The sequence below is a fragment of the Janthinobacterium tructae genome (assembly GCF_006517255.1).
Taxonomy (GTDB): Bacteria; Pseudomonadota; Gammaproteobacteria; order Burkholderiales; family Burkholderiaceae_D; genus Janthinobacterium; species Janthinobacterium tructae.
In genome coordinates, this window is record NZ_CP041185.1 from 295,226 (window position 1) to 319,521 (window position 24,296).

Sequence of the window (24,296 nt, forward strand, 5' to 3'; positions counted from 1 at the left end):
CCGCGGCTTGCCGTCACGGCTGCTGCGCCTGCAGGGCGGCCAGTTCCGCCCTGGCTTTTTCCAGCTTGCCTTCCAGCTTGGCGATTTTCTTCGGCTCTTTATTTGCTTCCTGGGCCAGGCGCAGCGAACGCTCCGTCTGGTTCACTTTCGCCTGCGCCTTCAGCACCTTCTTGTTGTGGCGTTCGATCAGGGTGCTGTCGCGGCAGTGGGCGTTGACTTCGTCGAGCGCGCGTGTCAGGCCCGCGACCTTGTCGGACAGACCCTGTTCCTGCGCTTGGCGTAATTCGCTGCGGATGCTTTCGCGCTTGGCGGCGCAGCCGGCCAGCTGGGTGTCTGCGGCGCTGGCGCCCACGGAGGCTGCGGCGAGCAGCAGGGTCAAGGCGGTGGTGGCGAGGCGGTTCATGATGTTCCTGTCTAAGTGGTGAGCCCGTGCAATGTAAGCCTGCCAACGCCCCCTGTCAAACTTCTCCTGCCGTGCGCGCCTTTCTGGCGAGCCATCGGCTACCATGCATGTTTTCCTCTTCCCGACTCCGCCGCATGCCCAGGAAATTACTCTTGCTGATCCCTTTACTATTGCCGCTGCCTGTTGTGGCGCAAACCTCGCCCACCTTGCTCGATCTGCAACTGATCGCCATCAAGGCAAGGGCCGGTGTGACGACCCATAGCCCGGAAAGCATCGCCGAGTTTGTCGAGACCCGGCGTGCGGCCGAAGGCGGCGACGTGGAGGCGCAGCTGGAACTGGCGCGCATGCTGCAGCTGGGCGTCGGCGCGCCGCAAAGCACGGCGCAGTCGATGGCCTGGGTGCGCAAGTCGGCCGAAGGCGGCTATGCGCCGGCGCAAGCGGCTTTGGGGCTGGCCTATACCGTAGGCGGCAAGGTGCCCATCGACCGCGTGCAGGGCGAATACTGGTTGCGCCAGGGCGTGGCGCAGGGCGATGCACTGGCGCAGACCATTTTGGCGCTGGAATTCATCGATGGCGCCAGCAGTGCCGAAGAGCAGGCGCTGGCCATCATCTGGCTGAAGGCGGCGGCGAACGAGCAGCACTTTGTTCCTGCCTATAACGCGCTCGGCGAGCATCTGATGCGGTCGGCCACGGACGATGCACAGCGCATCGATGCCTTCGCCTGGTATCAACGATCGGCGCGTGAAAAGCAGCCTGCCGGCATGCGCAACCTGGCCCGCGCGCACGAGCTGGGCCTGGGCGTGAAACAGTCGGACAAGCTGGCCCTGGTCTGGTACGAGCGGGCCGCATGGAGCGGCGACTTGCCCGCCATGCGGCGCATGCTCGACGTGTATGCCAAGGGCGGACTGGGACAAGCGGTAAATGCCGAAGACGCCGCCGAATGGCGCGCCAAGCTGGCGGAAAGGGAAAAGAAATGAGAACCATCCTGTGTATATTCACCCTGGCGCTGGCGCAGAGCGTGCTGGCGCAGCCAGTGTCCCTTCCCGTGCCGCGCCAGCATCCGGCGCTGGCCGAATTCGATATGTCCGGTCTCGACGCCATGCGCGCCAGGGTGCGGGCCGTGATCAACCGCCCGGCCGACCTGTCGCCAGACAAGGTCGTCGCCTTCGACAAGGCACGCCGCGCGGCGGAAGCGGGCGACACGGCCGCCCAGCTGGACCTGGCGCAGATGCTGCACGGCGGCGAGGGCACGCCGCGTGACGTCGACGCCGGCCTGGCGTGGATGCGGAAATCGGCCGAAGGCGGTTATGGCCCGGCGCAGGCATTCCTGGGCGTGGCCTATACGCTGGGACAGGGCATGGCCATCGACCGCAAGCTGGGCGAATACTGGTCGCGCAAGGGCGCCGCGCAAGGTGTGGAACTGGCCAACTTCACCGTGGCCATGCACTTTGAAAACATTCACAGCAGTCCGGAAGAACAGGCGCACGCACTGCACTGGCTGAAGTTTTACGCCGAAAATGGCTTCATTCCCGCCTACAATGAAATCGGCTACCGCCTGATGATGACGGCGCAGGAAGAGGCGCAGCGCAAGGAAGCGTTCGGCTGGTACATGCGGGCGGCCAAGGCGCTCGATCCGCCCGGCTTGAACAATGTCGCTTACTCGTATGAAGTGGGGCAGGGCGTGCCGCAGAGCGACGAGGCGGCTTTGGGCTGGTATGAAATGGCGGCCATCGCCAAGAGTCCACCGGGCCAGACGGGTTTCGCGCGCCTGCTGGAGCAGGGCCGTGGCGGCCCCACCCGCCAAGGACCGGCGCCCAAGCCCTTCGCGCTGTACCTGCTGGCGGCGAAGCAGGGCGATGTGGAAGCCATCGAACGGCTGGTCAAGGTGTACGATAAGGGCGAACTGGAACAGGCGGCCGACCCTGCCCAGGCGGCACTGTGGCGCGAAAAGCTCAGGCTGGCCAAGACTCATTGAGAGGGCATGACGGAGTGGATACGGCATGCTATCATCATTGTTATCGATAACAATATCATGAGAGACCAATGAATCCCGATTTCCGCTCCAGGGCAATGCTCGAAAAGCACATCCTGCACACGATGCACTTTTATCACCCGCGCGCCATCGATGCGAGCGGCGGCTTTTATCACTTCTTCCTCGACGACGGCACGGTGTACGACGCGGCCACGCGGCATCTGGTCAGCAGCACGCGCTTCATCTTCAATTACGCCATGGCTTACCGCCGTTTCGGCGATGACGATTACCAGGCGGCCCTGCGCCACGGCGTGGCCTTCCTGCGCGACGTGCACCGCGACCCTGCCACGGGCGGCTACGCCTGGCAACTGAAATGGCAAGACGGCGTCAAGACGGTGGAAGACGGCGCCAACCACTGTTACGGCCTGGCCTTCGTGCTGCTGGCGTATGCGCACGCCTTGCAGGCGGGCATGTCGGAAGCGCGCACGTATCTGGACGAAACGTTTGAACTGATGGAACAGCGCTTCTGGCTGCCAGAACACGGCCTGTATGCGGACGTGGCCAGTGCCGACTGGGCGACGCTGGACGGCTACCGGGGCCAGAACGCCAACATGCATGCCTGCGAAGCCATGCTGGCCGCGTTCGAGGCGACGGGCGAAGCGCGCTATCTGCACCGCGCCGAGACGCTGGCGCACAACATCACGGTGCGCCAGGCGGGTCTGGCGAACGGCATGATCTGGGAGCACTACACGCCCGACTGGGCTATCGACTGGGATTACAACCTGCACGACAAGAGCAATATCTTCCGTCCCTGGGGCTACCAGCCCGGCCACTTCACGGAGTGGGCCAAGCTGCTGCTGATCATGGAGCGCCACAGCCGGTTCATGGCCGGTCCGTCGGACTGGCTGCTGCCGCGCGCGCGCGCCCTGTACGACACGGCCCTGGCCAAGGCCTGGGATGGCGCGCATGGCGGCATCCATTACGGTTTCGGCCCGCACGATGAAATCTGCGATGGCGACAAATACTTTTGGGTGCAGGCGGAAAGCTTCGCCGCCGCCGCCGTGCTGGCCGCGCGCACGGGCGACGACGCCTATTGGCGCAGCTACGACAAGATCTGGGATTACAGCTGGACGCACTTCGTCGACCACGAACACGGCGCCTGGTACCGCATTTTGACGCCCGAGAATCAAAAAATCAGCAACGAGAAAAGCCCTGCCGGCAAGGTCGATTACCACACCATGGGCGCCTGCCATGAAGTGCTGAACGTGCTCAAAGGTGCAGCATGAGCGCCCCTTTCCCTTCCTTTGTGTCGGCCGGCGAAGCGCTGACGGACATGCTGCGCACGGGCGCCGATACCTGGAGCAGCCAAGTGGGCGGCTCGACCTGGAACGTGGCACGCGTGATGGCGCGCCTGGGCGTGCCCAGCGCCTTTGCGGGCGCCGTCAGCCTCGACGTCTTCGGTGACGCGCTGGCCGCTGCCACCGAGGTAGCGGGCCTGGACATGCGTTTCCTGCAGCGCCGCGCGAAGTCGCCGCTGCTGGCCATCGTGCATGAACTGCATCCGCCCACCTATTACTTCATCGGCGACGACAGCGCCGACCTGCATTTCGACGCGGCGCAGCTGCCTGCCAGCTGGATGCCGGGCGCGCAATGGGTGCATTTCGGCGGCATCAGCCTGGCGCGCGAACCGCTGGCGGGCAAGCTGGTGGCGCTGGCGCAGGAACTCAAGGCCGCTGGCGTGAGCATCAGCTACGACCCGAATTTCCGCATCATGATGGATGAGCGCTACGACGCCACCCTGCGCCGCATGGTGGAGCTGGCCGACGTGGTCAAAGTATCGGATGAAGACCTGGCGGGCCTGTTCCGCCACGATGACATCGATGGCGCGTTCGCCACGCTGCGCGGCTGGAATCGGCACGCCACGTATTTGTATACGCGTGGCGCGCAGGGCGCGGCCCTGTACCGGGGCGAGCAGACATGGCAGGCGGCGCCGCCCGTCATCGAGGTGGTCGACTCGGTGGGGGCGGGCGACGCCAGCATCGGCGGCTTGCTGTACAGCCTGATGTTCCGGCCAGAGGCCGACGGCGGGGAACACTTGCGCTTTGCCGTGGCGGCCGGGGCGGGCGCCTGCCTGGCGGCCGGCGGCGCACCGCCATCGGTGCAATTGGTGGAATCGTTGCTGGAGCGCACTATATTGGGATGATGTGGGTAGCGCGTGCGTATTTAGCAGCGCCAGTGCGCCCTGCTTGCAAGAATAGGCGTAAGCTTTGCTTTCTTGCCATGTCAAGAGTCTGTCCCGTCAACTGGATTCATCTGCGGGGACAGGCTCCAAGTCATGCGCTGAAAACTATGCCATTCCTCCCAGTGCCATGCATGGCGCCACCTGGCCGGATCTGTGTGCTTTGCAGAGCATGGGTGCTGAGAAGGAAGGCCGCATGCACAAGATCTGGAAATTTTTCAATCCCAGGAGCTTCAAATTCAAGATGACTGTGCTCGTGGGCGTGCTGGTGCTGTGCGCGACGGGTTCTGTTGCGCTCACAGCGCTGTCTGTCGCGCAAGGGCAGATGGTATCGGTCATCGGCAATCAGCAATATGCCTTGCTGAGCAGTGCGGCGGCCTATATCGACGACGACTTGAATGCGAAGAAAGCACTGCTCAGGGTGCTGGCGGAAGGGCTACCCGCGGACGTGGTTGCACATCCGCAGCGGATGCAGGCATTTATTGAAAAGCATCCAAGCCTGCGCGAGGAATTTTTCAATCTCGTCGCCGTTGATGCCACCGGAAAATTAATTGCCAGCATGAATGACCGGCGCGTGGTCGGCAAGCTCAATTTCGCCGCGCGCGACTATTTTATCGATACCGTGAAACTCAGGGAAGGCGTGATATCGCGTCCATTCAAGAGCCAGTTGTCGGGCAAGCCGATTGTGCTGGTAACCGAACCGATCTATGACGCAGCCGGCAAATTGCTGTATGTGATCGCTGGCGGCATCAATTTGCAAAGCCCGACATTTTTTGGCCAGTGGGAGCAGCTCAAGCCGGGCAAGAGCGGTTATCTGTTCATGTTGACCGACGACGGCACGATACTCCACCATCCAGACCCGGCGCGCGTCCTGAAGCGGGTGAGTGAGGAGAAGGGTGGGCCTACGCCTTCCACCTTGGCCGCATTGCGTGGATTCGACGGCTGGATGCAGGGTGAAACCAAGCTGGGCGTGCAGGCCATTATCACGTACAGGCATTTGCATGCGGCCGATTGGATCATCGGTGCCGTCTACCCTGAAAGCGAGGCATTCACGCCGATCACCGATATTTATGCCAAAGTCATCATTGCTTCGTCAGGCGTCGCCTTGCTGGCCAGTTGTGCCGGCTGGCTGGCGGTGATGCTGCTCTTGCGTCCCTTGGGCGATCTGGGCCGGCATGTGGCGAGCATACGCTCCGGCAATGCTGATATTGCGGTGTTTGACATTGCCCGCAAAGACGAGTTCGGAAAACTGAGCCGTGCATTCTATGCGCTGTCGCTGCAGAGGGAAGCTGCGGAGAGCAACCTCGCTGTTCTGGCGCACACTGACATGCTGACCGGCCTGCACAACAGGCGCATGTTTGACGAGGCGCTGGCCACGGCATTGACGCGCGCCCGACGCGCTGGTACGGGCCTGGCACTGGCTTATCTGGATATCGATTTTTTTAAAACAATAAATGACACCTATGGGCATGGCATCGGCGACCTGGTGTTGATTGAATTTGCCAAGCGGCTCAAAGCTTGCGTGCGGGCCTCGGACACGGTGGCGCGCCTTGCCGGCGACGAGTTTGTGATCATTTTTGAACAACTGACGGATCAGTCCGAACTCGCGATACTGGGCAAGAAAATCGTGCAAGAGATGGTCGTGCACTTCGATTGCAGCGGTATCGGTCTGCATGTTGCCACCAGTGTCGGCCTTGCGTTCAGCGCCCGGGGCGATACGACGGCAGGGACATTATTGACGGCGGCCGATACGGCGCTGTACCAGGCAAAAAGCGCTGGCCGCAACCGTTATGCCATCACTTCCATCGGCAGCCCCGCCATGACCGAGGCGCTGTAGGGCATCGCCTGTTCTCGCAGCGTCAAGGTTTGCGCTGGCCCTTTGCCGCCAGCGGCGCATACACACCCGACGATGCCCGCTCGACCAGCGTAAATTGCATCAGGCGATGCGTCGCGGGCGCCGTTTCCCCGGCGCGGCGCTGGCGGATTTCGTCGATGACGAGACTGACGGCGGCGCGCGCCATGTCGGCGATGGGCTGGTGGATGGTGGTCAGCTCGGGCCAGACGGTGGTGGCGACGGGCGTGTCGTCGAAGCCGCACACGCTCAATTCGGCCGGCACCTGCAAGCCCATGCCGTGTGCCACGGCCAGGGTGGCGGCGGCCATGTCGTCGTTGCTGGCGAAGATGGCGCTGGGGCGCGGTGTTTGCGCCAGCAGCTGGCGCGCCGCGTCCAGTCCCGAGCGATACGTAAAGTAGCCTTGCGCCACCCTGCGCGGCGGCACCTGCAAGCCCGCTTCGCGCATGGCGTCCTCGAAAGCCTGGCGCCGCAGCAGGGCGGGCGTGTGCGCCGGATCGCCTTCGATGAAGCCGATGTCGCGGTGGCCCAGCGCGAGCAGGTGGCGCGTCATGGCCAGCGCGCCTTCGTAGTCGTCGATGCGCACGGCCGACACATCGGGCGAGGGGCGCGCCGTGGCCACGGCGATGGCGGGGATGCCCATCTGGTTCAGCTGCGCCAGCACTGCCGGCGAATCGCACAGGGGCGGCGGCACCAGGATGCCGTCCACGCCGGCCGCCACCAGGCAGGCGATGCCGGCGCGCTGGCTGTCGATGTCTTCGCAGCGTTCGAGCAGCAACTGGCCGCCGCCCTGGCGGCATTGGTCCATGGCGCCGACGAGGAATTCGCTGAGGAAGGCGGCGCTGGGGTTGCTGTACAGCAGGCCGATGCGCAAGGTGCCCGTGCGGGCGAATCTGGCCGCCAGGTTGGGCTGGTAGTGCAGGCTGGTGATCGCCGCCTCGACCTTGTCGCGCGTGGCCGCGCTGACGCTGGCGCGTCCGTTGATGACGCGCGACACCGTCATGGCCGATACGCCGGCCACGCGCGCCACGTCATGCACGGTGGCGCCGCTGGCGGCGTCGGAGGAGGCGGGGGCGGCGTGCGCCGCCTTATTCGAGGTGGCCACCGAATTTCAGCTTGCCGCTGATGCGCATGCCGTGCAATTGACCCTCTTCCAGTTCGGCGGCGCTGGTGCGCTGCGCCGTGTCGCGCCGCGCCAGTCCCACGGACAGGATATCGAGCATCATCAGCTGCAGCAGGCGCACGATCATGGGCACGAAATTGAGGTTGCCTTCCGGGTGGTTCAGGGTCAGCAGCACGTCGGCCAGCTTGGCCAGCGGCGAACCGCTGGCTGTAATGGCCAGCACGCGCGCGCCGCAGCCCTGCGCTACCTTGACGGTGCGCAGCAGCTCGGGCAGGGCGCCCGAGCGGGAAATGACCAGCGCCACGTCGCCTGGTTTCAGCATGGCGGCGCTCATTTCCTGCGCCTGCGGATCGGCAAAGAAGCTGCTGACGATACCCAGGTTGAGCAGCTTGTGCTGCATGTCGTCGGCCACCACGCGGGCGCTGCCCACGGCCAGCAATTCCACGCGCTGCGCGCTGCGCAGCAGTTCGATGGCGGCCGTCAGCGCCTTCACGTCGAGCATGTCGCGCAGGGCCAGCGCGGCCGAGGCGTTATTGCCCAGCACCTTGCGCGCCAGTTCCGCGTCGGAGTCCGAGATCTCCACGTGGCAGTGTGCCACCGTGATGGCGCCGCCCGTCAGACCGGACGCCAGCTTCAATTTGAAGTCGGCCAGGCCCTGCACGCCGATCGAGCGGCAAAAGCGCATCACGGTCGGCTGGCTCACGCCGACCCTCTGGGCGATTTCGGCGATCGGCAACGTGAGCATGGCGTTCGGCTCCTTCAGCACCCAGTCTGCCACCTTGCATTCCGATGGGCTCATGCGCCCGCGCGCCTGGCGCACCGATTCGAGCACGGGAGCGCCGGAATGGGCGCGCTTGAGCTTTTGCGCCAGGATGGCGGCGATGCCCAGAAAAGTAGGCAGTTCGGCCGTGATCAGAAAGGTGGGGATCTGCGCCAGGTATTCGTTCAGGCGGCCCTTCTGTTCGAAGCGGGCGCGGAACTGCGACTGTTCGAACAGCGGGCCCAGGCGCGGCACGATGCCTCCGCCTATATAGATGCCGCCCAGCGCACCGAGCGTCATGGCCACGTTGCCGGCGATGGAGCCGAGGATGGCGCAAAAGCAGTCCACCGCTTCGATGCACACGTCGCATTCATTGTTCAGGGCGCGGCTGGTGATGTCGGCCGCCAGCAGCGGCGGCGCATCGGGCTTGCCTGCGCGCTCGGACAGGGCGCGGTAGATCAGTTCCAGTCCGCGCCCGGAGGCGAGGCGCTCGGCCGAGACGTGCGACAGTTCGCGCCAGGCGAAGGACAGCACGTCCATCTCGCGCTGGTCGCAGGGCGCGAAGCTGACGTGGCCCCCTTCGCTGCCCAGCGCGATCCAGCGGTCTTCGGCGGGAATCATGCCCGACACGCCCAGGCCCGTGCCGGAACCGAGCAGGCCGATGACGCTGTCGGCGCGCGCCATGCCGCCGCCGATCTGCTGGCGCTGGTCGGGCCGCAGATAGGGCAGGGCCATGGCCAGCGCCGTGAAGTCGTTCACCACCAGCAGTGTGTCGAGGCCCAGCGCGGCGCGCATCGCTTCGATCGAGAAGAACCAGTGATGGTTCATCATGCGGATATTGTCGTCGTCGATGGGGTTGGCGATGGCGATGGCCGCATGGCGCACGCGCGCCGAACCGGCGGCACGCGCCTCGCTGCTATCCATATAGGCGGTGATGGCGTCGAGCAGCGAAGCGTAGTCGTCGCAGGGCAGCACGGCCACCGCTTCCAGGTGGCCCTGGCGCGTTTCGAGCACGAAGCGGGCATTGGTGCCGCCGATGTCGGCCAGCAAACGCGGCCCTTCACTGAAACGCTCCGCCGGATCGCTGCCTGCTACTTCCATTTTTTCATCAATTTTCATGGCGGTGCTTAGTCTCGTCTGCGTGCGCGGTCGTGGCGGCGCACTGTCGTTATGGGCAAAAACCAAGGATTTTAATTCGTATACGTGCCGCGTGCCGAAAAATGCAGGGTGGCTGCGCAAATGCCTGCATGCAGCGCCAGAAACGCTGGCGCCAGCGGAAAAACAGGGCAGTCAACTCGCACATCAGTACGCAAATAAAGTGTCGCAGAGTAGTCGTAGGATTACAACATAATATGTTGATATTTGTTCGTAGTATAGTTACTATGTCCCTGCTGGAAAGAATTCTGGCCAGTACATTCGGCCACGAATGACTAGATAAAAAATAACTACTGAGGAGACTTACCATGCTGCATCGCACCATGTTGAAGGCCGTGTTGAAAACGCTGCCAGCTGCCATCGTCTTAGCCATCGCCAGCGGTTCCGCTGTCGCCGATCCCATGTACCCAAGCGATGCCGAAGGCTTCCATGGCTACCTGCGCGCCGGCGCCGGCAGCAATACCTCGGGCGACGGCGGCTCGCAAGGCTGCTTCGGCCTGGGTGGCAATACCATGAAATACCGTCTGGGCAATGAGTGCGACGCCTACACGGAATTCGGCTACACCAAGTCCGTCGCCAAGTCCGGCGGCGTGAACTACCTGGCCACCATCTGGGTCAACGCTTACGCGCCAAACTCCGATTTCGGCGACAACAAGCTGGGCATCGTCAAGGCCTACGTCGAAGCGCAGGGACTCGATTTCCTGAACGGCGGCACGGCCTGGATCGGTAAACGCTTCTACTACCGTCCTGACATCCACATGCTGGATCTGCAATACATCAACATGAACGGCACGGGCGCCGGCCTGGACCGCATTCCTGCCGGCCCGGGTAAATTCTCGTATGCCTTCTTCAAGGACAACGACATCAAGATCGCGTTGCCGAACGGCGGCGTCAACACCAAATCTGCCGTGCGCCAGAACTTCATCTTTGGCGAGATTCCCGTCAATGAAAACGGCACCCTGGACCTGGCCGCGACCTACATCATCGGCGAAGGCAAGGATGATGTCGCCACGGGCAAGCGCAATAACGGCTGGCAGCTGTCGGCCTTCCACCGTCAAGGTAAAGTGTTCGGCGGCGGCAACACCTTTGGCGTGCAGTACGGCGTCGGTCCTGGCACCGGCAATGGCGCGCAGTTCGGCGCTTCGGGCGACACCAATTTCGGTTCGGACGTGAAACGCACGCGCATCTTCAATGATATGGCGATCCAGCCGATGGCCAATTTCGGCATGGAATTCGTCGCCCTGTGGCAAAAAGACGAGTCGAACGCCAAAGGTTCCTCGACCTGGACTTCGGTCGGCGTGCGTCCTGTGTATGCATTCACCGACAACTTCAAACTAGTGGGCGAACTGGGCACGGATCGCGTGACGCAAGCGGGTGGCCAGCCGGCCAAGCGCCTGACCAAGCTGACCATCGCGCCGACGATCTCGGCCGGCCCAGGCCTGTGGTCGCGTCCTGAACTGCGCGCTTTTGTTACCTACGGCAAATGGAACGATGCGGCCACCGCGTCGGTCAATGCGTCGAACAACGGCGGCCCGATCTACAACAACAATACCAGCGGCACGTCGTATGGTTTCCAAGTGGAAACTTGGTTCTAAGTTTGCAGGCTTTGTAAGTGCAGATCAACCTGGCGCATCCTTCGCGGATGCGTTTTTGGCGCCGTCCCGTGATATAAATACAATGTAGGCATGTCATGGATCACGGCGCCGTCTTTTCACTGAAGATGATGCCCGTTTGCAAGCGGGTCTGAGCACAAGAGCGCCGGTACAGGCGCAGATTTCACCTTTTTCGGCTCCCGTATGCCGAAGCCCCCTAAAAGCTTGATCAAAAAAGGAATGTGGAGATGAAACTGAAATTCAAGATTACCCAACTGGCCGCACTGACCACCCTGGCATTTGCCGGCAGCGCCTTTGCGACCGACGTGGAAGTGTTGCACTACTGGACCTCCGGCGGCGAAGCGAAGTCCGTGGGCCAGTTGCAGCAAATCGTGAAAGAAAGCGGCTTCGGCTGGAAAGACTTCGCCGTGGCTGGTGGCGCTGGCGAAAACGCCGCGACCGCGCTGAAAACCCGCGTCATTTCCGGCAACCCGCCAACGGCCGCCCAGATCAAGGGTCCATCGATCCAGGAGTGGGGCGCGGAAGGCGTGCTGGCCAATATCGACGATGCCGCCATTCCAGGCAAATGGGATGCCGTGCTGCCGAAAGTTGTCGCCGACATCATGAAATACAAGGGCCACTACGTTGCCGCTCCCGTCAACGTCCACCGCGTCAACTGGATGTGGGTCAATCCGGAAGTGCTGAAAAAAGCCGGCGTGGCCACCACCCCGACCACTTGGGATGCGTTCTTCGACGCGGCCGAGAAAATCAAGAAATCGGGCGGCATCGCGATCGCCCACGGCGGCCAGCCATGGCAGGACGCCACCGTGTTTGAATCGGTCGCGCTGGGCGTGGGCGGCACGGAATTCTACAAAAAGGCCATCCTCAAGCTGGACCAGAAGGAATTGACCGGCCCGACCATGCTCAAGGTGTTCGACACCCTGGGCAAGGTGAAGACCTACATCGACAAGGATGCGGCAGGCCGCGACTGGAACCTGGCGACCGCCATGGTCATCAACAACAAGGCTGGCTTCCAGTTCATGGGCGACTGGGCCAAGGGCGAATTCACGGCCGCCGGCAAGGTGCCGGGCAAGGATTACCTGTGCGTGGCAGCTCCTGGCACGGACAAGGCCTACACCTTCAACATCGATTCGTTTGCCATGTTCACGCAAAAGGATGCGAATGCGAAGAAAGGGCAGATCGCTCTGGCCAACGCCATCATGAATCCGAAGTTCCAGTCGATCTTCAACCTGAACAAGGGTTCCATCCCTGTGCGTTCCGGCGTTTCCAAGGACAAGTTTGACGCTTGCGCCCTGAAATCGATGGAAGACATGGACGCCACCAACAAGACCGGCGGCCTGGTGCCATCGTTCGCGCACGGCATGGCGCTGCCATCGGCCACGCAAGGCGCCGTGACCGACGTCATCGCCAAGTTCATGAATACCAACATGAGCTCGAAAGACGCGGTTGCTGCATTGGCCAAAGCGGCAAAGGTGAAGTAATCACGCCGGCGCCGGCACTCCCGCCGGCGCCCGCTGCATCGCATGCATCGCAGGCGCCCGCCCTGGCGTTCGTCCAGGCCGGCGCCACACGCAGTTCTCTCTACGGCTCTCCTATGTCCATACGCAAGCAATTCGACCGATGGATACCGCAGATGGTGCTGGGCCCCACGCTCATCGCCAGTCTGCTGTTCGTCTATGGTTTTATCTTTTTGACCGGTTGGCTGTCGCTGACCGAATCGCGGCTGATGCCGAACTACGAGTTCGCCGGCCTGGTGCAATACGTCGAGCTGTTCGACAATGAGCGCTGGTGGACCTCGCTCAAGAACCTCGGCATCTTCGGTGTCCTGTTCATCGGTTGCAGCATCGCCATCGGCCTGTTCCTGGCGATCCTGCTGGACCAGAAAATCCGCGCCGAAGGCGCGCTGCGCGCCATCTACCTGTATCCGATGGCGCTGTCCTTCATCGTCACCGGCACGGCCTGGAAATGGATGCTCAATCCCAGCCTGGGCCTGGAAAAGGTCATGCACGACTGGGGCTGGACCTCGTTCACCTTCGACTGGCTGGTCAATTCCGACATGGCCATCTACACGGTGGTGATCGCCGGCGTGTGGCAGTCGTCGGGCTTCGTCATGGCGCTGTTCCTGGCCGGCCTGCGCGGCATCGATGATGAAATCATCAAGGCGGCGCAAGTCGACGGCGCATCGCTGCCGACGATCTACTGGCGCATCGTGATTCCCGCCATGCGTCCCGTGTTCTTCAGCGTGCTGCTGATCCTGGCGCATATTGCCATCAAGAGCTTCGACCTGGTCATCGCACTGACGGCTGGCGGACCTGGCAACTCGTCATCCGTGCCGGCCATCTTCATGTACCAGTTTTCCTTCACCCGCGGCCAGCTGGGCCTGGGCTCGGCATCGGCAATGATGATGCTGGCCACCATCGTGGCCGTGCTCGTGCCGCTGATGTACCTGGAAACGCGCAGCGCAAAGGCGATGAGATGACACACACTCCTACACGTAACAACAAACTCACCCTGGGACGGGTGGTGCTGTACCTGCTGCTGATTCTGTTCGCGGTGTACTACATCGTGCCCCTGTACGTGACCCTGTCGACGTCGTTCAAGTCGCTCGACGAAATCCGCAGCGGCAACCTGCTGGCCTTGCCGCACGTATGGCAGTTCGATTCCTGGGCCAAGGCCTGGTCTTCGGCCTGCACGGGCGTCACCTGCGACGGCATGCAGCCGTTCTTCTGGAACTCGATCAAGATGGTGATACCCGCCGTGCTGATCTCGACCTTCCTGGGCGCCTTCAACGGCTACGTGTTCGCGCACTGGCGCTTCCGTGGTTCGGAAATGCTGTTCGCCGCCTTGCTGGTGGGCTGCTTCATTCCGTTCCAGGTGGTGATACTGCCGATGGCGCGCCTGCTGGGCGAATTCGGCCTGGCCAATACCACCACGGGTCTCGTCTTCGTCCACGTGGTGTATGGCACGGCGTTCACGACCCTGTTCTTCCGCAACTACTACATCGGCGTGCCGGAAGAACTGATCAAGGCGGCGCGCATCGATGGCGCCGGCTTCTTCCTGATCTTCCGCAAGATCGTGCTGCCGATTTCGGGTCCGATTTTCGTCGTCTGCATCATCTGGCAGTTCACGCAGATCTGGAACGACTTCCTGTTCGGCATCGTCTTCGCCAGCGGCGATTCGCAACCGATCACGGTGGGCTTGAACAATCTGGTCAACACGTCCACGGGCGTGAAGGAATACAACGTCAACATGGCGGCCGCGGTGATTGCCGCGCTGCCTACCCTGCTGGTCTATCTGGTCGCAGGCCGATATTTTGTGCGCGGTCTGACCGCAGGCGCAGTCAAAGGTTAAGGAAATAATATGTCCAGTTTATCGATACGCGGTATCCGCAAGGTGTACACGAATGGCGTCGAAGTCTTGAAAGGCATCGACATCGAGATCAAGGATGGCCAGTTCCTGATCCTCGTCGGCGGCTCCGGCTCCGGCAAATCGACCCTGCTCAACATGGTGGCCGGCCTGGAAAGCGTCACCTCGGGCGAAATCCTCATCGACGGCAAGGTCGTCAACGACCTGCCGCCGAAGGACCGCGACATCGCCATGGTGTTCCAGTCGTATGCGCTGTACCCGTCGATGACGGTGCGCGAAAACATCGCGTTTGGCCTGAACGTGAAAAAGGTGCCAAAGGCGGAGCAGGAAGAAATCGTCGCCCGCGTTGCCGAAACGCTGCAGATCACGCACTTGCTGGACCGCCGTCCGGCGCAGCTGTCGGGCGGCCAGCGCCAGCGCGTGGCCATGGGCCGCGCCATTTCGCGCAAGCCTTCGCTGTTCCTGTTCGATGAACCGCTGTCGAACCTGGACGCCAAGCTGCGCGTGGAAATGCGCGCCGAGATCAAGCTGCTGCACCAGCGCCTGAAAGCGACCATCGTCTACGTCACGCATGACCAGATCGAAGCGATGACCATGGGTGACCTGATCGCCGTCATGAAGGATGGGGTGGTGCAGCAACTGGGCACGCCGCAGGAAATCTATGACAATCCGGCGAATCTGTTCGTGGCCGGCTTCATCGGCTCGCCATCGATGAACTTCATTACCGTCAAGCCTGTCATCGAGGGTAACGAGGTGTTTGTCGCCATCGACAACGCGGGCAAGAGCATGCGCCTTGCCTTGCCTTTCGACGCCGACAAGCTGCGCGCCTACGCGGGCCGCGAGGTGGTCCTGGGCGTGCGCCCGGAGCAGATCACGGACATGAGCAGCGCGCACGGCGACGTGGGCCAGGAACTCGGTTGTCTGATCGACCTGGTCGAGCCGACCGGCCCGGATACTCTGCTGACGACGCGCCTGAACGGTGCGGCCGTCACTTGCCGCACGCACCCGCGCGAAGCCGTGCTGCCGGGGCAGACCATGCAGTTGTCGTTCAATCTGTCGAAAGCGGCCCTGTTTGATCCGGCCAATGGCGAACGCATCGCGTAAGCGGCACTTGCCATAGATAACGGCCCGCCTGTCAGCTGACAGGCGGGCCGTTGTTGTTTGCGCCGGCGATTATTGCGCCAGCGATTTCCTGTACGCGATGGCGTAGCCCAGCTTGCCTTTGTTCTGCGTCAATTGTTCCAGCGTTTTGCGCTCGACCTTGTCCAGTGCGCCCAGGTCTGCGGCGCGCTTGCCGCCGCTGACGATGTCATCGGGCCGCAGCGCCACCATGGCCTGCGCCGCTTGGAGGATGACGCCGGCATACGCGGCGCGATCAAGCAGGTCGATGCGCGCCAGGTCCAGCGCCGGTTTGCCGCGCAGCCAGCCGGCCCAGTAAAACTCGAGAAATTCCGTGGCCTGAGCAGGCGGCTTGTAGCCGATCTCGCGCGTAAAGTAGACGAGCGAGCGGTACGGGTCGTCGCCCAGCGACGCCAGGCCGATGGCGGCCGGCAGTTGCTGCGGCGTGATGGCCTGGTTGCGGCCGTTCTTCAGCCACACCTTGTTTTCTGCGCGCATGCGCGTCCAGAACGCCGCTTCGTCCAGCGCGCTGAAATTGTCGCTGACCTTGACCCACACCTTCAATTGATGATTGCGTCCGCCATCGGCCTCCCAAAAGGTGGAAAACGTGTGGTGGCCATCGGTCAGGTATACGACGCCGCGCGGGCCGATGACGACGCTCTTCATGTCGCCCGGGCGGCTGCCCACGGCCGCCTTGCAGCGGTAGCTGGCCGGTGGCGCGGCCAGGGTGGCACCTGGCACATTGGCCGTGTCGGGCAAGACGTCGCCCTGGCCATTGGCCTCGCACAGGTCGGCGATTTCTTCGGCCTGGCGATGTCGGCGATGTGTTTTTCTTCGGCTGCATAGCGTCCCAGCTTGTAGTACACCTGGTCGTAACCGATCGCGGGCTGGGTCGGATGCAGTTCATCGAGGCGCAACTGCAGGATGCGCGGATGGGCGGCGCTGCCCACGACGGTGGCCATCAATGCCTGCTGGCGCGTACCCGGCGCGGGTGTCGTGGCGACGGCGGCATCCCTGGCCCACGCCGCATGGCTGAAGGACAGGGCCAGCAGCAGGGCGCTGGCAGTGTGCGTGGTGTGCATGCGATTCTCCTGTGCGCGCCTCATGCCAGCAGCGCGCTGGGCACGCGCGGCGAAGACATCAAATCGCGGAAGGCGGCCCAGTGCTCGGCGCGCGTACCGCCCTGGCGTTCGACATAGGCTTTCGCCATGTCCTGGCCCAGGTTGTAGTTGATGACATAAGCACCCATGGCATCGTAGAACTGCAGGCGCTGCGCCGATTTCTCGGCCGGATACAGGCGCACGTTGACCAGCCATTCCAGCGCTTCTTCGCGCGTGATGCTGCCTTCGAGGTACTGGCGCGCGATGTCGTTGTCGGCGTAGCCGAGTTTGGCCAGCAGCGCATTGAGTTGTGCATAGCGGGGCGCCAGCGCCGGGTCCAGGCCGGCCAGCGGATACAGTACCTGCTGCTCGAACGCCAGCCGCTCTGCATCCGTGAAACTCAGTTCGATGCCGTAATTGGCCGTGCCTTCCGCGATCAGCGATTGCGGCGAATACAGCGGATAAATACAGTACTCCATCCAGCCCTTGCCGCGCACCAGGTCGCGTTCCAGCAGCACGTTGTAGACGTGGTGGCCCGGATACGCTTCGTGGCAACCGAGGTCGACGGCGCGATCGATGTACACGGGCAAGTCCGTATTGATCTGGATCACGCTCTGGTAGTTGCCCTTGTACCAGTTGTAGCCGCTCCAGGGTTTGTCGGTGACGAATTCCAGCACGAAGTCTTCGCCTTCGGGCAGGGCGATGTACTGCAGGGTGCGCTCGCGACCCATGCGGATGGCCGCGTCCATGACGGCGCGCAGCTTGTCGGCGGGAATGACGAGTTGCGCGCGCAAGGCGTTGACCCTGTCGCTCACCGTGCCGTCGCCTGGCAGCAAGGCGTCGATTTCCGCCACCAGTGCCTCGTAGTATGCGCGGCTGTGGTGGGGCGAGACGGCATCGTACAGGCGTGCGCTTTCCGTATCGAAATCGAGGCGTGCTCCCTGCAGCATATCGGCCTTGGCCAGTACGGCTTGCAACTGCTTGTGCAGGTTGACGGCGCGCAAGGATGCGTCATCCGCCAGCAGGGCCAGCGCCGCGTTTGCGCCATCCTTGATATCGCTCAAACCCTGTGGCTGTTTGACCGCGTCTTGCTGCCACGCGGGCGGGCCGTAATACGCATCGACATATGAGGCATCGTGCTGGCCCATGGCCAGGACCAGCTTGACGTAGCGTACGGCCACGTCGGCGAGGGAGGGGGAGTTGCTGTCGTTGTGCGTCATGGAGGCAGGGTTTTTCACGGTTGGACAGCGCTTATTGTATAGCGCAATCGGATGCGTGTGAGGCGTGTACGCGCCACATGATTTCTTTACAGTAACTGGGGAAACGCGTCTTGATATACATCACTGATCCCGGCATTCGGCACCTGCGTCACGCGGTTTAGTCGCAAGATGACGTGGTCTTCTTTTTGTATTCACGTGATTTTCTCCTTGATCTTTCTTCGTTTATGGACGAATATGATGTTTGAGATCCGGCACTACCTGACATCATCGGGCAGGGACTTGTATACGGAATGGCTGAAACGCCAACGCGACAATACGGCCAGGGTGGCCATAGCCAGGCGCGTGCTGCGTATGATTCCCGGAAATTTTGGCGATCACAAGTTTTGCCACGACGGCGTGTGGGAATTACGCATCGATGTGGGGCCCGGCTACCGCGTGTATTACGCTATTGCCGGGACGCAGCTCATTTTGTTGCTATGCGGAGGCGACAAGCGCACGCAGCCGAAAGATATCGAATACGTCTGTGCCTGCTGGCACGACTGGAAGGAGAGAGGACATGAGAGAGAACATGAGCGAGGATATCCGTAAAGCACCGAGAGACCGCTCGCATGACGAGGCAATGGCTGAGCTGTACCGCGACGATCCCGCCTTCGCCCTTGAATTGATCAACAATATCCTCGTCGATGGCGATCACGGCGAACTGCTGGCCGTGCTGCGCCAGCTGACGCGCGCCTTTGGCGGCGTGCCCGCCGTGGCGCAGGCGGCCAAGCTCAATCCTACCCAGCTGTACCGCACCTTGTCGCCCGAGGGCAATCCCTCGCTGAGCACCTTGACGGCCATCCTCGATGCCATGGGCTTGCGCCTGGCCGTGGAGCCAAAGCAACCGTTTCCTGCACCGGCTGCCTGAGTCCACTGGCGGCTTAAAACTCGACGGGCCGTGCCTCGCGCATCGCTTGCGTCATGGCCAGGCCGATGCGCGTCGCTTCCGTCGCGTCGTGCAAGGTCAGTGACAGGGTGCGCCGGCCCAGTGCCGCGTCCGTGAATTCCTGCGCCTCGATCAAAAAGGCGTCGGCGAAGCGGGCATAGAAGTCCGGCGTGCATTCATTGCGCACGCCATGCGCATCCGAAATTTCCACCCTGTTCAGACGCGGATTGCTGCCCACGGCCAGGCGGCCGCCCGTGCCGAACACTTCCGTCAGGGTTTCATGGCCATGCGCCATGGTGCGCGATGCCATGAAGCTGGCCATGCTGCCATCGGCAAACTCGACCGTGGCCAGGCCGTTGTCGACGTCGCCGAACGCCTGCAAGCCCGTGTGGATGGCGTTGGTGCCGCTCGCATACACGCGCTTGGGCACGGGATTGCCCAGCAGCCAGCGCGCCAGGTCGATGTCGTGCACGCTGCAATCGAGAAAGATGCCGCCGCTGGTGGGGGCGAAGCGCATGAAGGCGCCGCTGGGGTCGTTCTGGTCGCAGGTTTGCGAACGCACGAGATACGGCTTGCCGATCAGCCCTTGGGCGATCTTTTGCTGCGCGTCATGGTAGCTGGCGTCGAAACGCCGTACGAAGCCGATCATGATGGTCAGCTGCGGGTGGCGCGCCGCTTCCGCTTCCACCTTCAGGCAATCGGCCAGGTCCAGTGACAGCGGTTTTTCGCAAAACACATGCTTGCCTGCGCGCAGGGCGGCGATGATCTGGTCCGCATGCAGCGAGGTGGGTGTGACGAGGAAGACGGCGTCCAGGCCCGGATGGGCCAGCAGGGCGTCGTAGTCCGCATAGCCGGTGGTGATGCCGAGTGTGCTGGCGGCCCAGTCCAGTTCGGCTGGCACAGGGCTGCAGGCGGCAACGACTTCGGCATTGGGCACGCGCTGGGCCAGGTTGATGGCGTGGCGCTGGCCCAGACGGCCCAGGCCGACGATGCCGACTTTTAATGTTGGGGATGACATGCTGTCTCCAGATATTTTTATTTTTGGTTTATAAAGTGACGACGCGCTGTTCGCGCCACGACAGCGTGGCCGCCTCGGCCAGTTCCAGTGCCTTCAAGCCATCGTGGACGGTGGTGCGCAGTGGTGTGCCGTGGCTGAGGGCGTCAAAGAAATGCGCCATTTCCTGCGCGTAAGCCACACGATAACGTTCCAGGAAGAAGTCTTCCGGCTTGTCCACGCTGACGTTGACGGCACCATAGGCCGTCACTTCCGTCGGCTTGTGGTTGCCCGCTTGCAGCATGCCGGCGCTGCCCAGCACTTCGAAGCGCTGGTCGTAGCCGTAGGCGGCGCGGCGCGAGGCATTGATCTGGCACAAGCGCCCCTTGGCCGTGCGGATGGTGACGACGGCCGTATCGAGGTCGCCCGCCTCGCCGATGGCCGGATCGACCAGGCAGCTGCCCGTGGCGTGCACGCTGACGGCTTCGTCGTCGAGTATCCAGCGGAAGATGTCGAAATCGTGGATCAGCATATCCTTGAAGATGCCGCCCGAGACCTTGATGTAGCTCACGGGTGGCGGGCCCGGATCGCGGCTGGTCACAATGAGCAGCTCCGGCGTGCCGATTTCGCCCGCTTCGATGCGTGTCTTGACGGCATTGAAGGTGGGGTCGTAGCGGCGCTGGAAGCCCAGCATGCACATGACCTTGGCTTCCTTGACGGCGGCGGCGCAGGCGCGCGCCCGGTCCAGCGTCAGGTCGACGGGTTTTTCGCAAAAGATGGCCTTGCCGGCGGCGGCCGAACGCAGGATCAGGTCCGCGTGGGTGTCCGTGCTGGAAGCAATGACGACGGCCTTGATGGCCGGGTCGGCCAGCGCCGCTTCCACCGTGGCGCTGCTGCCACCATGCAAGCCGGCCAGCGCGGCGGCCGCTTCCTGGTTGACGTCGACCACGTACTTGAACTGCACGCCGGGTTGGGCAGCCAGGTTGGCCGCGTGGATTTTGCCGATGCGTCCGGCGCCAAACAATGCTACTTCAATCATCATGTTCTCCTGGGGTGTGGATTTCTTCGATGTCGAGCTCTAATTTATAGGCCAGCGCGATGAACAGCGCCTGGCACAGGCAGATGGTGCTGGTCAGCGAGCGGAAGGCGAAGGCGCTGCCCTCGGTGACGGTGAGCAGCGCGTCGGCGGCCCGCGCGAGCGGGGCCAGCTTGCTGTCGGTAATCACCAGGACCTTGGCGCCCTTGTCTTGCGCCGCCTTGATGCACTGCTGGGTTTCCTTGCCGTAAGGCGAGAAACTGATGGCGATCGCCACATCGCGTTCGCGCACGCTGCGCATCTGTTCGCGGTGCATGCCGCCCAGTCCGCTAATCAGGTGCACGCGCTTGTCCGTGTGTTCGAGCGCGTAGGCGATGTAGGAGGCGATCGGAAAGGACCGGCGCACGCCGATCACATAGATATTGTCTGCTTTTAACAGCAGGTTGACGGCCGCTTCCAGCTGCGCGTCGTCGAGTCCTGCCGCCAGGTCGTCGAGGCCGGCACGGCTGGCGCCGACGAATTCGCGCGTCAGGTCGCCTGCGCTGAGGGCGGCGTCGCGCGTGGAAATGAGCTTGCGGATGCGCTGCTGGTAATCGGGCGTGGCGCCGGCCTGGTCCGTATAAGCCTGGCGAAACACATCTTGCATTTCGGAAAAGCCCGTGTAGCCGAAGCGCTGTGCGAAACGCACGATGGCCGACGGCTGCACGTCGCAAGCGGTGGCGATGTCGCTGATGCGTTCGAGCATCAGGCTGGCCCGGTGCTTTTCAATGTATTGGGCGATGACCTTTAACTGGCGCGACAGATTGTCGTACTCGGCGGCGATATGTTGCATCAGTTGTTCGATGGGGGCGGTGGCTGCCATGTTGTTTCCTTTGGGCTGGTTCTGGCGAGAATTATAGGAGTGAATGCAGAAAATAGAAATGATTTTCTATTTAAATTTATTTTGAAAATTTTATTGCATTTGTCTTTTTTGTGGCCTAAGCTGTGCGCAGTGCATCGGGTCTTGCCGGCTTTCCGGCTCCCCGTTGACACGCTTCAAAAGCTGGCAACTATAAAAATTAATCCTTCAAGGAGACATTCATGCAAAGCAATAAGCGTAAGGGATTTCTGAAGAGCCTGGCCATGCTGGGCCTCGGCCTGGGACTGGGTCTGGGCATGAACGCCAGCCACGCTGCGGGCGAGAAATTCGTGTTGATCAGCCATGCGCCCGATTCCGATTCCTGGTGGAATACGATCAAAAATTCCGTCAAGCAAGCAGGTGAAGACTTCAATGTCAGCGTCGACTACCGCAACCCGCCGAATGGCGACCTGGCCGACATGGCGCGCCTGGTCGAGCAATCGGCAGCCCGCAACTACGATGGCGTGATCGTCAGCATCGCCGATTTCAGCGTGCTGCAAAAACCGCTGGGCCAGGTGGCGGCGAAGAAAATCCCCTTCATCACGATCAACTCGGGCACCCTGGCGCAAAGCGAACAGCTGGGCGCCGTGATGCATGTGGGCCAGCCTGAATACGAGGCAGGCAAGGGCGCGGGCGAAAAAGCCAAGGCGGCCGGCATCAAGTCCTTCGTCTGCGTCAACCATTACGCGACGAACCCGTCGTCGTTCGAGCGCTGCCGTGGTTTTGCCGATGCGATCGGCGTCGACTTCAAGGCCGCCACCCTGGATGCGGGCGAAGATCCGACCACCATCGAAAGCAAGCTGAGCGCCTTCCTGCGCAACAATCCGAAGACGCAAGCCGTGCTGGCGCTGGGACCCACCTCGGCCCACGCTTCGCTCAAGGCGCTGGAAAAAATGGGCTTGAAGGGCAAGATGTGGTTCGCCACCTTCGACCTGTCCGATGAAATCTCGAAAGCGATCAAGGATGGCAGCATCCAGTTCGCCATCGACCAGCAACCCTACCTGCAAGGCTACATCCCCGTTGCCGTGCTGGCCATCATGAAGCAGGACAAGACCACGGACCTGGCCAAGGTACGCGAAAAGCTGATCAATAACGCCAAGTTCAAGGCGCGCCTGGCCGAGTATGGCCTGGCACCATCGTATGGCCCGCGCCATATCGGTTCCGGTCCTGGGTATGTCACCAAGGACAATATCGGCAAGGTGGAGAAATACGCCGGCCAGTTCCGTTAAGCACCGGCTTTTCAATTCAATTAATACTTAGTTGTTGTCCCCGCGCGCAGGCCATGCTTGCCGGCGCGCGGGTCCTGCCGCCCTGGAATTGTTGTCGAGGCTGGCAGGTTGCTATAAAACAAGGGAGACATAGCATGAGTACCGTGAAATTAAGCGTGGAACAGGGCGGCATGGCCGCCTCGGGCACGCCGCCGCAAAAACAGGGTGCCGATGAGCGCGTGGGGCAGGTCAGTTGGCTCAAGCGGCTGTTCAGCCGTCCCGAGTTCGCCTCGATCTCGGGCGCCATCCTGGTGTTCGCCTTCTTCATCCTGACGGCCGGCGACTCTGGCATGTTCAACCTCGACGGCGTGATCAACTGGGCGCAAGTGGCCGCCTACCTGGGCATCATCGCCATCGGCGCCTGCGTATTGATGATCGCCGGTGAATTCGACCTGTCGATCGGCTCCATGATCGGCTTTTCCGGCATGATGATCGCCATCCCTTCCGTGTATTTCCACTGGCCCGTGTGGGCCGCCATCCTGTTCGCCTTTGCCGGTTCGATGGCGCTGGGCTGGCTCAACGGCTACCTGGTCATCAAGACGCGCTTGCCGTCGTTTATCGTCACCCTGGCCTTCCTGTTCATCTTGCGCGGCCTGACCCTGGCCCTGTCCATCATGTTTGCCAACCGCACCATCGTCAGCGGTATCGGCGCGCTGGCCGCCGACGACTGGCTGGCCACGACCCTGTTCCATGGCGAAGTGGGCACCTCGCTGTTCGCCTGGATGGCCAAGGCTGGCTGGATCACGGCGCTCGACAGCGGCGCGCCGCTGGTCAAGGGCATCCCCAAGGTCATCGTCTGGTGGGCCGGCCTGGCGCTGGTGTCCGGCTTCGTCCTGGCCCGTACCCGCATCGGCAACTGGATCTTCGCCGTCGGCGGCGATGCCAACGCGGCCAAGAACGTGGGCGTGCCCGTGAAAACCATCAAGGTCTCGCTGTTTGTCTTCACCGCCTTCTGCGCCTGTCTGTTTGCCACGTTGCAAGTATTTGACGTGGGTTCGGCCGCCGCCGACCGCGGCATGCAGAAGGAATTCGAAGCCATCATCGCGGCCGTCATCGGCGGCGCCTTGCTGACGGGCGGCTACGGTTCCGTCGTCGGCGCCTGCTTCGGCGCGCTGATCTTCGGCGTGGTGCAGATCGGCATTACTTATACCAATATCAATTCGGACTGGTTCCGCGTCTTCCTCGGCGTCATGCTGCTGATCGCGGTACTGTTCAACAACTTTGTCCGTGCACGTGTCACGGAAGCGAGATAA

The 24,296-nt window shown here is 62.4% G+C and carries 21 protein-coding genes and 1 pseudogene; 14 read left to right on the forward strand and 8 right to left on the reverse strand.

Translation table 11 applies throughout. The features are described from left to right. Positions 1–13: 13 nt before the first annotated feature. The gene (locus tag FJQ89_RS01340; RefSeq protein ID WP_168208325.1) at positions 14–403 is read right to left on the reverse strand and encodes a DUF1090 family protein; all 390 of its coding nucleotides are present in this window, start codon (positions 401–403) and stop codon (positions 14–16) included. Positions 404–555: 152 nt separating this feature from the next. Here FJQ89_RS01340 and FJQ89_RS01345 point away from each other — a divergent pair, with 152 nt between their 5' ends. The 5 genes from FJQ89_RS01345 (at position 556) to FJQ89_RS01365 (ending at position 6,451) form a co-directional block, all read left to right on the forward strand. Next, on the forward strand, positions 556–1,380 hold the full coding sequence (locus FJQ89_RS01345; RefSeq protein ID WP_168208326.1) for a tetratricopeptide repeat protein: 825 nt from the start codon (positions 556–558) through the stop codon (positions 1,378–1,380). After that, positions 1,377–2,378, forward strand: a complete 1,002-nt coding sequence (locus tag FJQ89_RS01350) for a tetratricopeptide repeat protein (protein WP_168208327.1) — start codon at positions 1,377–1,379, stop codon at positions 2,376–2,378. The genes FJQ89_RS01345 and FJQ89_RS01350 overlap by 4 nt, the downstream gene beginning before the upstream one ends. Before the next feature lie 68 nt (positions 2,379–2,446). Beyond that, complete coding sequence (locus FJQ89_RS01355) at positions 2,447–3,661, forward strand: AGE family epimerase/isomerase (RefSeq protein WP_141168734.1); 1,215 nt, start codon at positions 2,447–2,449, stop codon at positions 3,659–3,661. Continuing rightward, a complete protein-coding gene (locus tag FJQ89_RS01360; RefSeq protein WP_141168735.1) occupies positions 3,658–4,578 on the forward strand; it encodes a carbohydrate kinase family protein in 921 nt (306 codons plus the stop codon). The genes FJQ89_RS01355 and FJQ89_RS01360 overlap by 4 nt, the downstream gene beginning before the upstream one ends. A gap of 232 nt (positions 4,579–4,810) precedes the next feature. Further along, positions 4,811–6,451, forward strand: coding sequence for a diguanylate cyclase domain-containing protein (locus tag FJQ89_RS01365; protein ID WP_168208328.1), 1,641 nt, complete (start codon positions 4,811–4,813; stop codon positions 6,449–6,451). 22 nt (positions 6,452–6,473) lie between these two features. On the opposite strand, the gene FJQ89_RS01370 is transcribed toward FJQ89_RS01365, so the two are convergent. Continuing rightward, positions 6,474–7,571: a LacI family DNA-binding transcriptional regulator gene (locus tag FJQ89_RS01370; RefSeq protein WP_141168737.1), complete on the reverse strand. Its 1,098-nt coding sequence runs from the start codon at positions 7,569–7,571 to the stop codon at positions 6,474–6,476. Then, entirely contained in the window at positions 7,555–9,468 is a 1,914-nt protein-coding gene (locus tag FJQ89_RS01375) for a glucokinase (protein ID WP_141168738.1), read from the reverse strand. Before FJQ89_RS01375 ends, FJQ89_RS01370 begins: the two co-directional genes overlap by 17 nt. Before the next feature lie 344 nt (positions 9,469–9,812). Between FJQ89_RS01375 and FJQ89_RS01380 the strand changes: the two genes are divergently transcribed. From FJQ89_RS01380 to FJQ89_RS01400, 5 genes are all read left to right on the forward strand, one after another. Beyond that, positions 9,813–11,099, forward strand: a complete 1,287-nt coding sequence (locus FJQ89_RS01380; RefSeq protein ID WP_141168739.1) for a maltoporin — start codon at positions 9,813–9,815, stop codon at positions 11,097–11,099. A gap of 245 nt (positions 11,100–11,344) precedes the next feature. Continuing rightward, positions 11,345–12,598, forward strand: coding sequence for an ABC transporter substrate-binding protein (locus FJQ89_RS01385; protein ID WP_035817882.1), 1,254 nt, complete (start codon positions 11,345–11,347; stop codon positions 12,596–12,598). Between the two features lie 113 nt (positions 12,599–12,711). Then, complete coding sequence (locus tag FJQ89_RS01390; protein WP_071077887.1) at positions 12,712–13,596, forward strand: carbohydrate ABC transporter permease; 885 nt, start codon at positions 12,712–12,714, stop codon at positions 13,594–13,596. After that, entirely contained in the window at positions 13,593–14,468 is an 876-nt protein-coding gene (locus tag FJQ89_RS01395; RefSeq protein ID WP_141168740.1) for a carbohydrate ABC transporter permease, read from the forward strand. Before FJQ89_RS01390 ends, FJQ89_RS01395 begins: the two co-directional genes overlap by 4 nt. Before the next feature lie 9 nt (positions 14,469–14,477). Further along, the gene (locus FJQ89_RS01400; protein ID WP_141168741.1) at positions 14,478–15,587 is read left to right on the forward strand and encodes an ABC transporter ATP-binding protein; all 1,110 of its coding nucleotides are present in this window, start codon (positions 14,478–14,480) and stop codon (positions 15,585–15,587) included. A 69-nt stretch (positions 15,588–15,656) separates the two neighbouring features. Here the strand turns inward: FJQ89_RS01400 and FJQ89_RS01405 are convergent. Both FJQ89_RS01405 and FJQ89_RS01410 read right to left on the reverse strand, forming a co-directional pair. Beyond that, positions 15,657–16,403: pseudogene (locus tag FJQ89_RS01405) on the reverse strand (ParB/Srx family N-terminal domain-containing protein); the annotation flags it as partial. 301 nt (positions 16,404–16,704) lie between these two features. Then, entirely contained in the window at positions 16,705–17,940 is a 1,236-nt protein-coding gene (locus FJQ89_RS01410) for a hypothetical protein (RefSeq protein WP_243136348.1), read from the reverse strand. A 216-nt stretch (positions 17,941–18,156) separates the two neighbouring features. On the opposite strand from FJQ89_RS01410, the gene FJQ89_RS01415 reads away from it, so the two are divergent. Then, entirely contained in the window at positions 18,157–18,510 is a 354-nt protein-coding gene (locus FJQ89_RS01415; RefSeq protein WP_479723893.1) for a type II toxin-antitoxin system RelE/ParE family toxin, read from the forward strand. Beyond that, a complete protein-coding gene (locus FJQ89_RS01420) occupies positions 18,491–18,829 on the forward strand; it encodes a helix-turn-helix domain-containing transcriptional regulator (protein ID WP_141168742.1) in 339 nt (112 codons plus the stop codon). Before FJQ89_RS01415 ends, FJQ89_RS01420 begins: the two co-directional genes overlap by 20 nt. A gap of 13 nt (positions 18,830–18,842) precedes the next feature. Here FJQ89_RS01420 and FJQ89_RS01425 read toward each other — a convergent pair whose 3' ends face one another. The 3 genes from FJQ89_RS01425 to FJQ89_RS01435 are packed head-to-tail and all read right to left on the reverse strand — an operon-like array spanning position 18,843 to position 21,739. Next, positions 18,843–19,865: a Gfo/Idh/MocA family oxidoreductase gene (locus FJQ89_RS01425; RefSeq protein ID WP_141168743.1), complete on the reverse strand. Its 1,023-nt coding sequence runs from the start codon at positions 19,863–19,865 to the stop codon at positions 18,843–18,845. Between the two features lie 28 nt (positions 19,866–19,893). Then, positions 19,894–20,880: an inositol 2-dehydrogenase gene (iolG, locus tag FJQ89_RS01430; protein WP_141172571.1), complete on the reverse strand. Its 987-nt coding sequence runs from the start codon at positions 20,878–20,880 to the stop codon at positions 19,894–19,896. Next, positions 20,873–21,739 carry a MurR/RpiR family transcriptional regulator gene (locus FJQ89_RS01435; RefSeq protein WP_141168744.1) on the reverse strand — a complete coding sequence of 289 codons (867 nt, stop codon included), beginning with the start codon at positions 21,737–21,739 and terminating at the stop codon, positions 20,873–20,875. The genes iolG and FJQ89_RS01435 overlap by 8 nt, the downstream gene beginning before the upstream one ends. Before the next feature lie 260 nt (positions 21,740–21,999). Here FJQ89_RS01435 and FJQ89_RS01440 point away from each other — a divergent pair, with 260 nt between their 5' ends. Together FJQ89_RS01440 and FJQ89_RS01445 are read left to right on the forward strand one after the other, a co-directional pair. Then, positions 22,000–23,004, forward strand: a complete 1,005-nt coding sequence (locus tag FJQ89_RS01440; RefSeq protein ID WP_141172572.1) for a sugar ABC transporter substrate-binding protein — start codon at positions 22,000–22,002, stop codon at positions 23,002–23,004. A gap of 170 nt (positions 23,005–23,174) precedes the next feature. Further along, the gene (locus FJQ89_RS01445) at positions 23,175–24,296 is read left to right on the forward strand and encodes an ABC transporter permease (RefSeq protein ID WP_141172573.1); all 1,122 of its coding nucleotides are present in this window, start codon (positions 23,175–23,177) and stop codon (positions 24,294–24,296) included.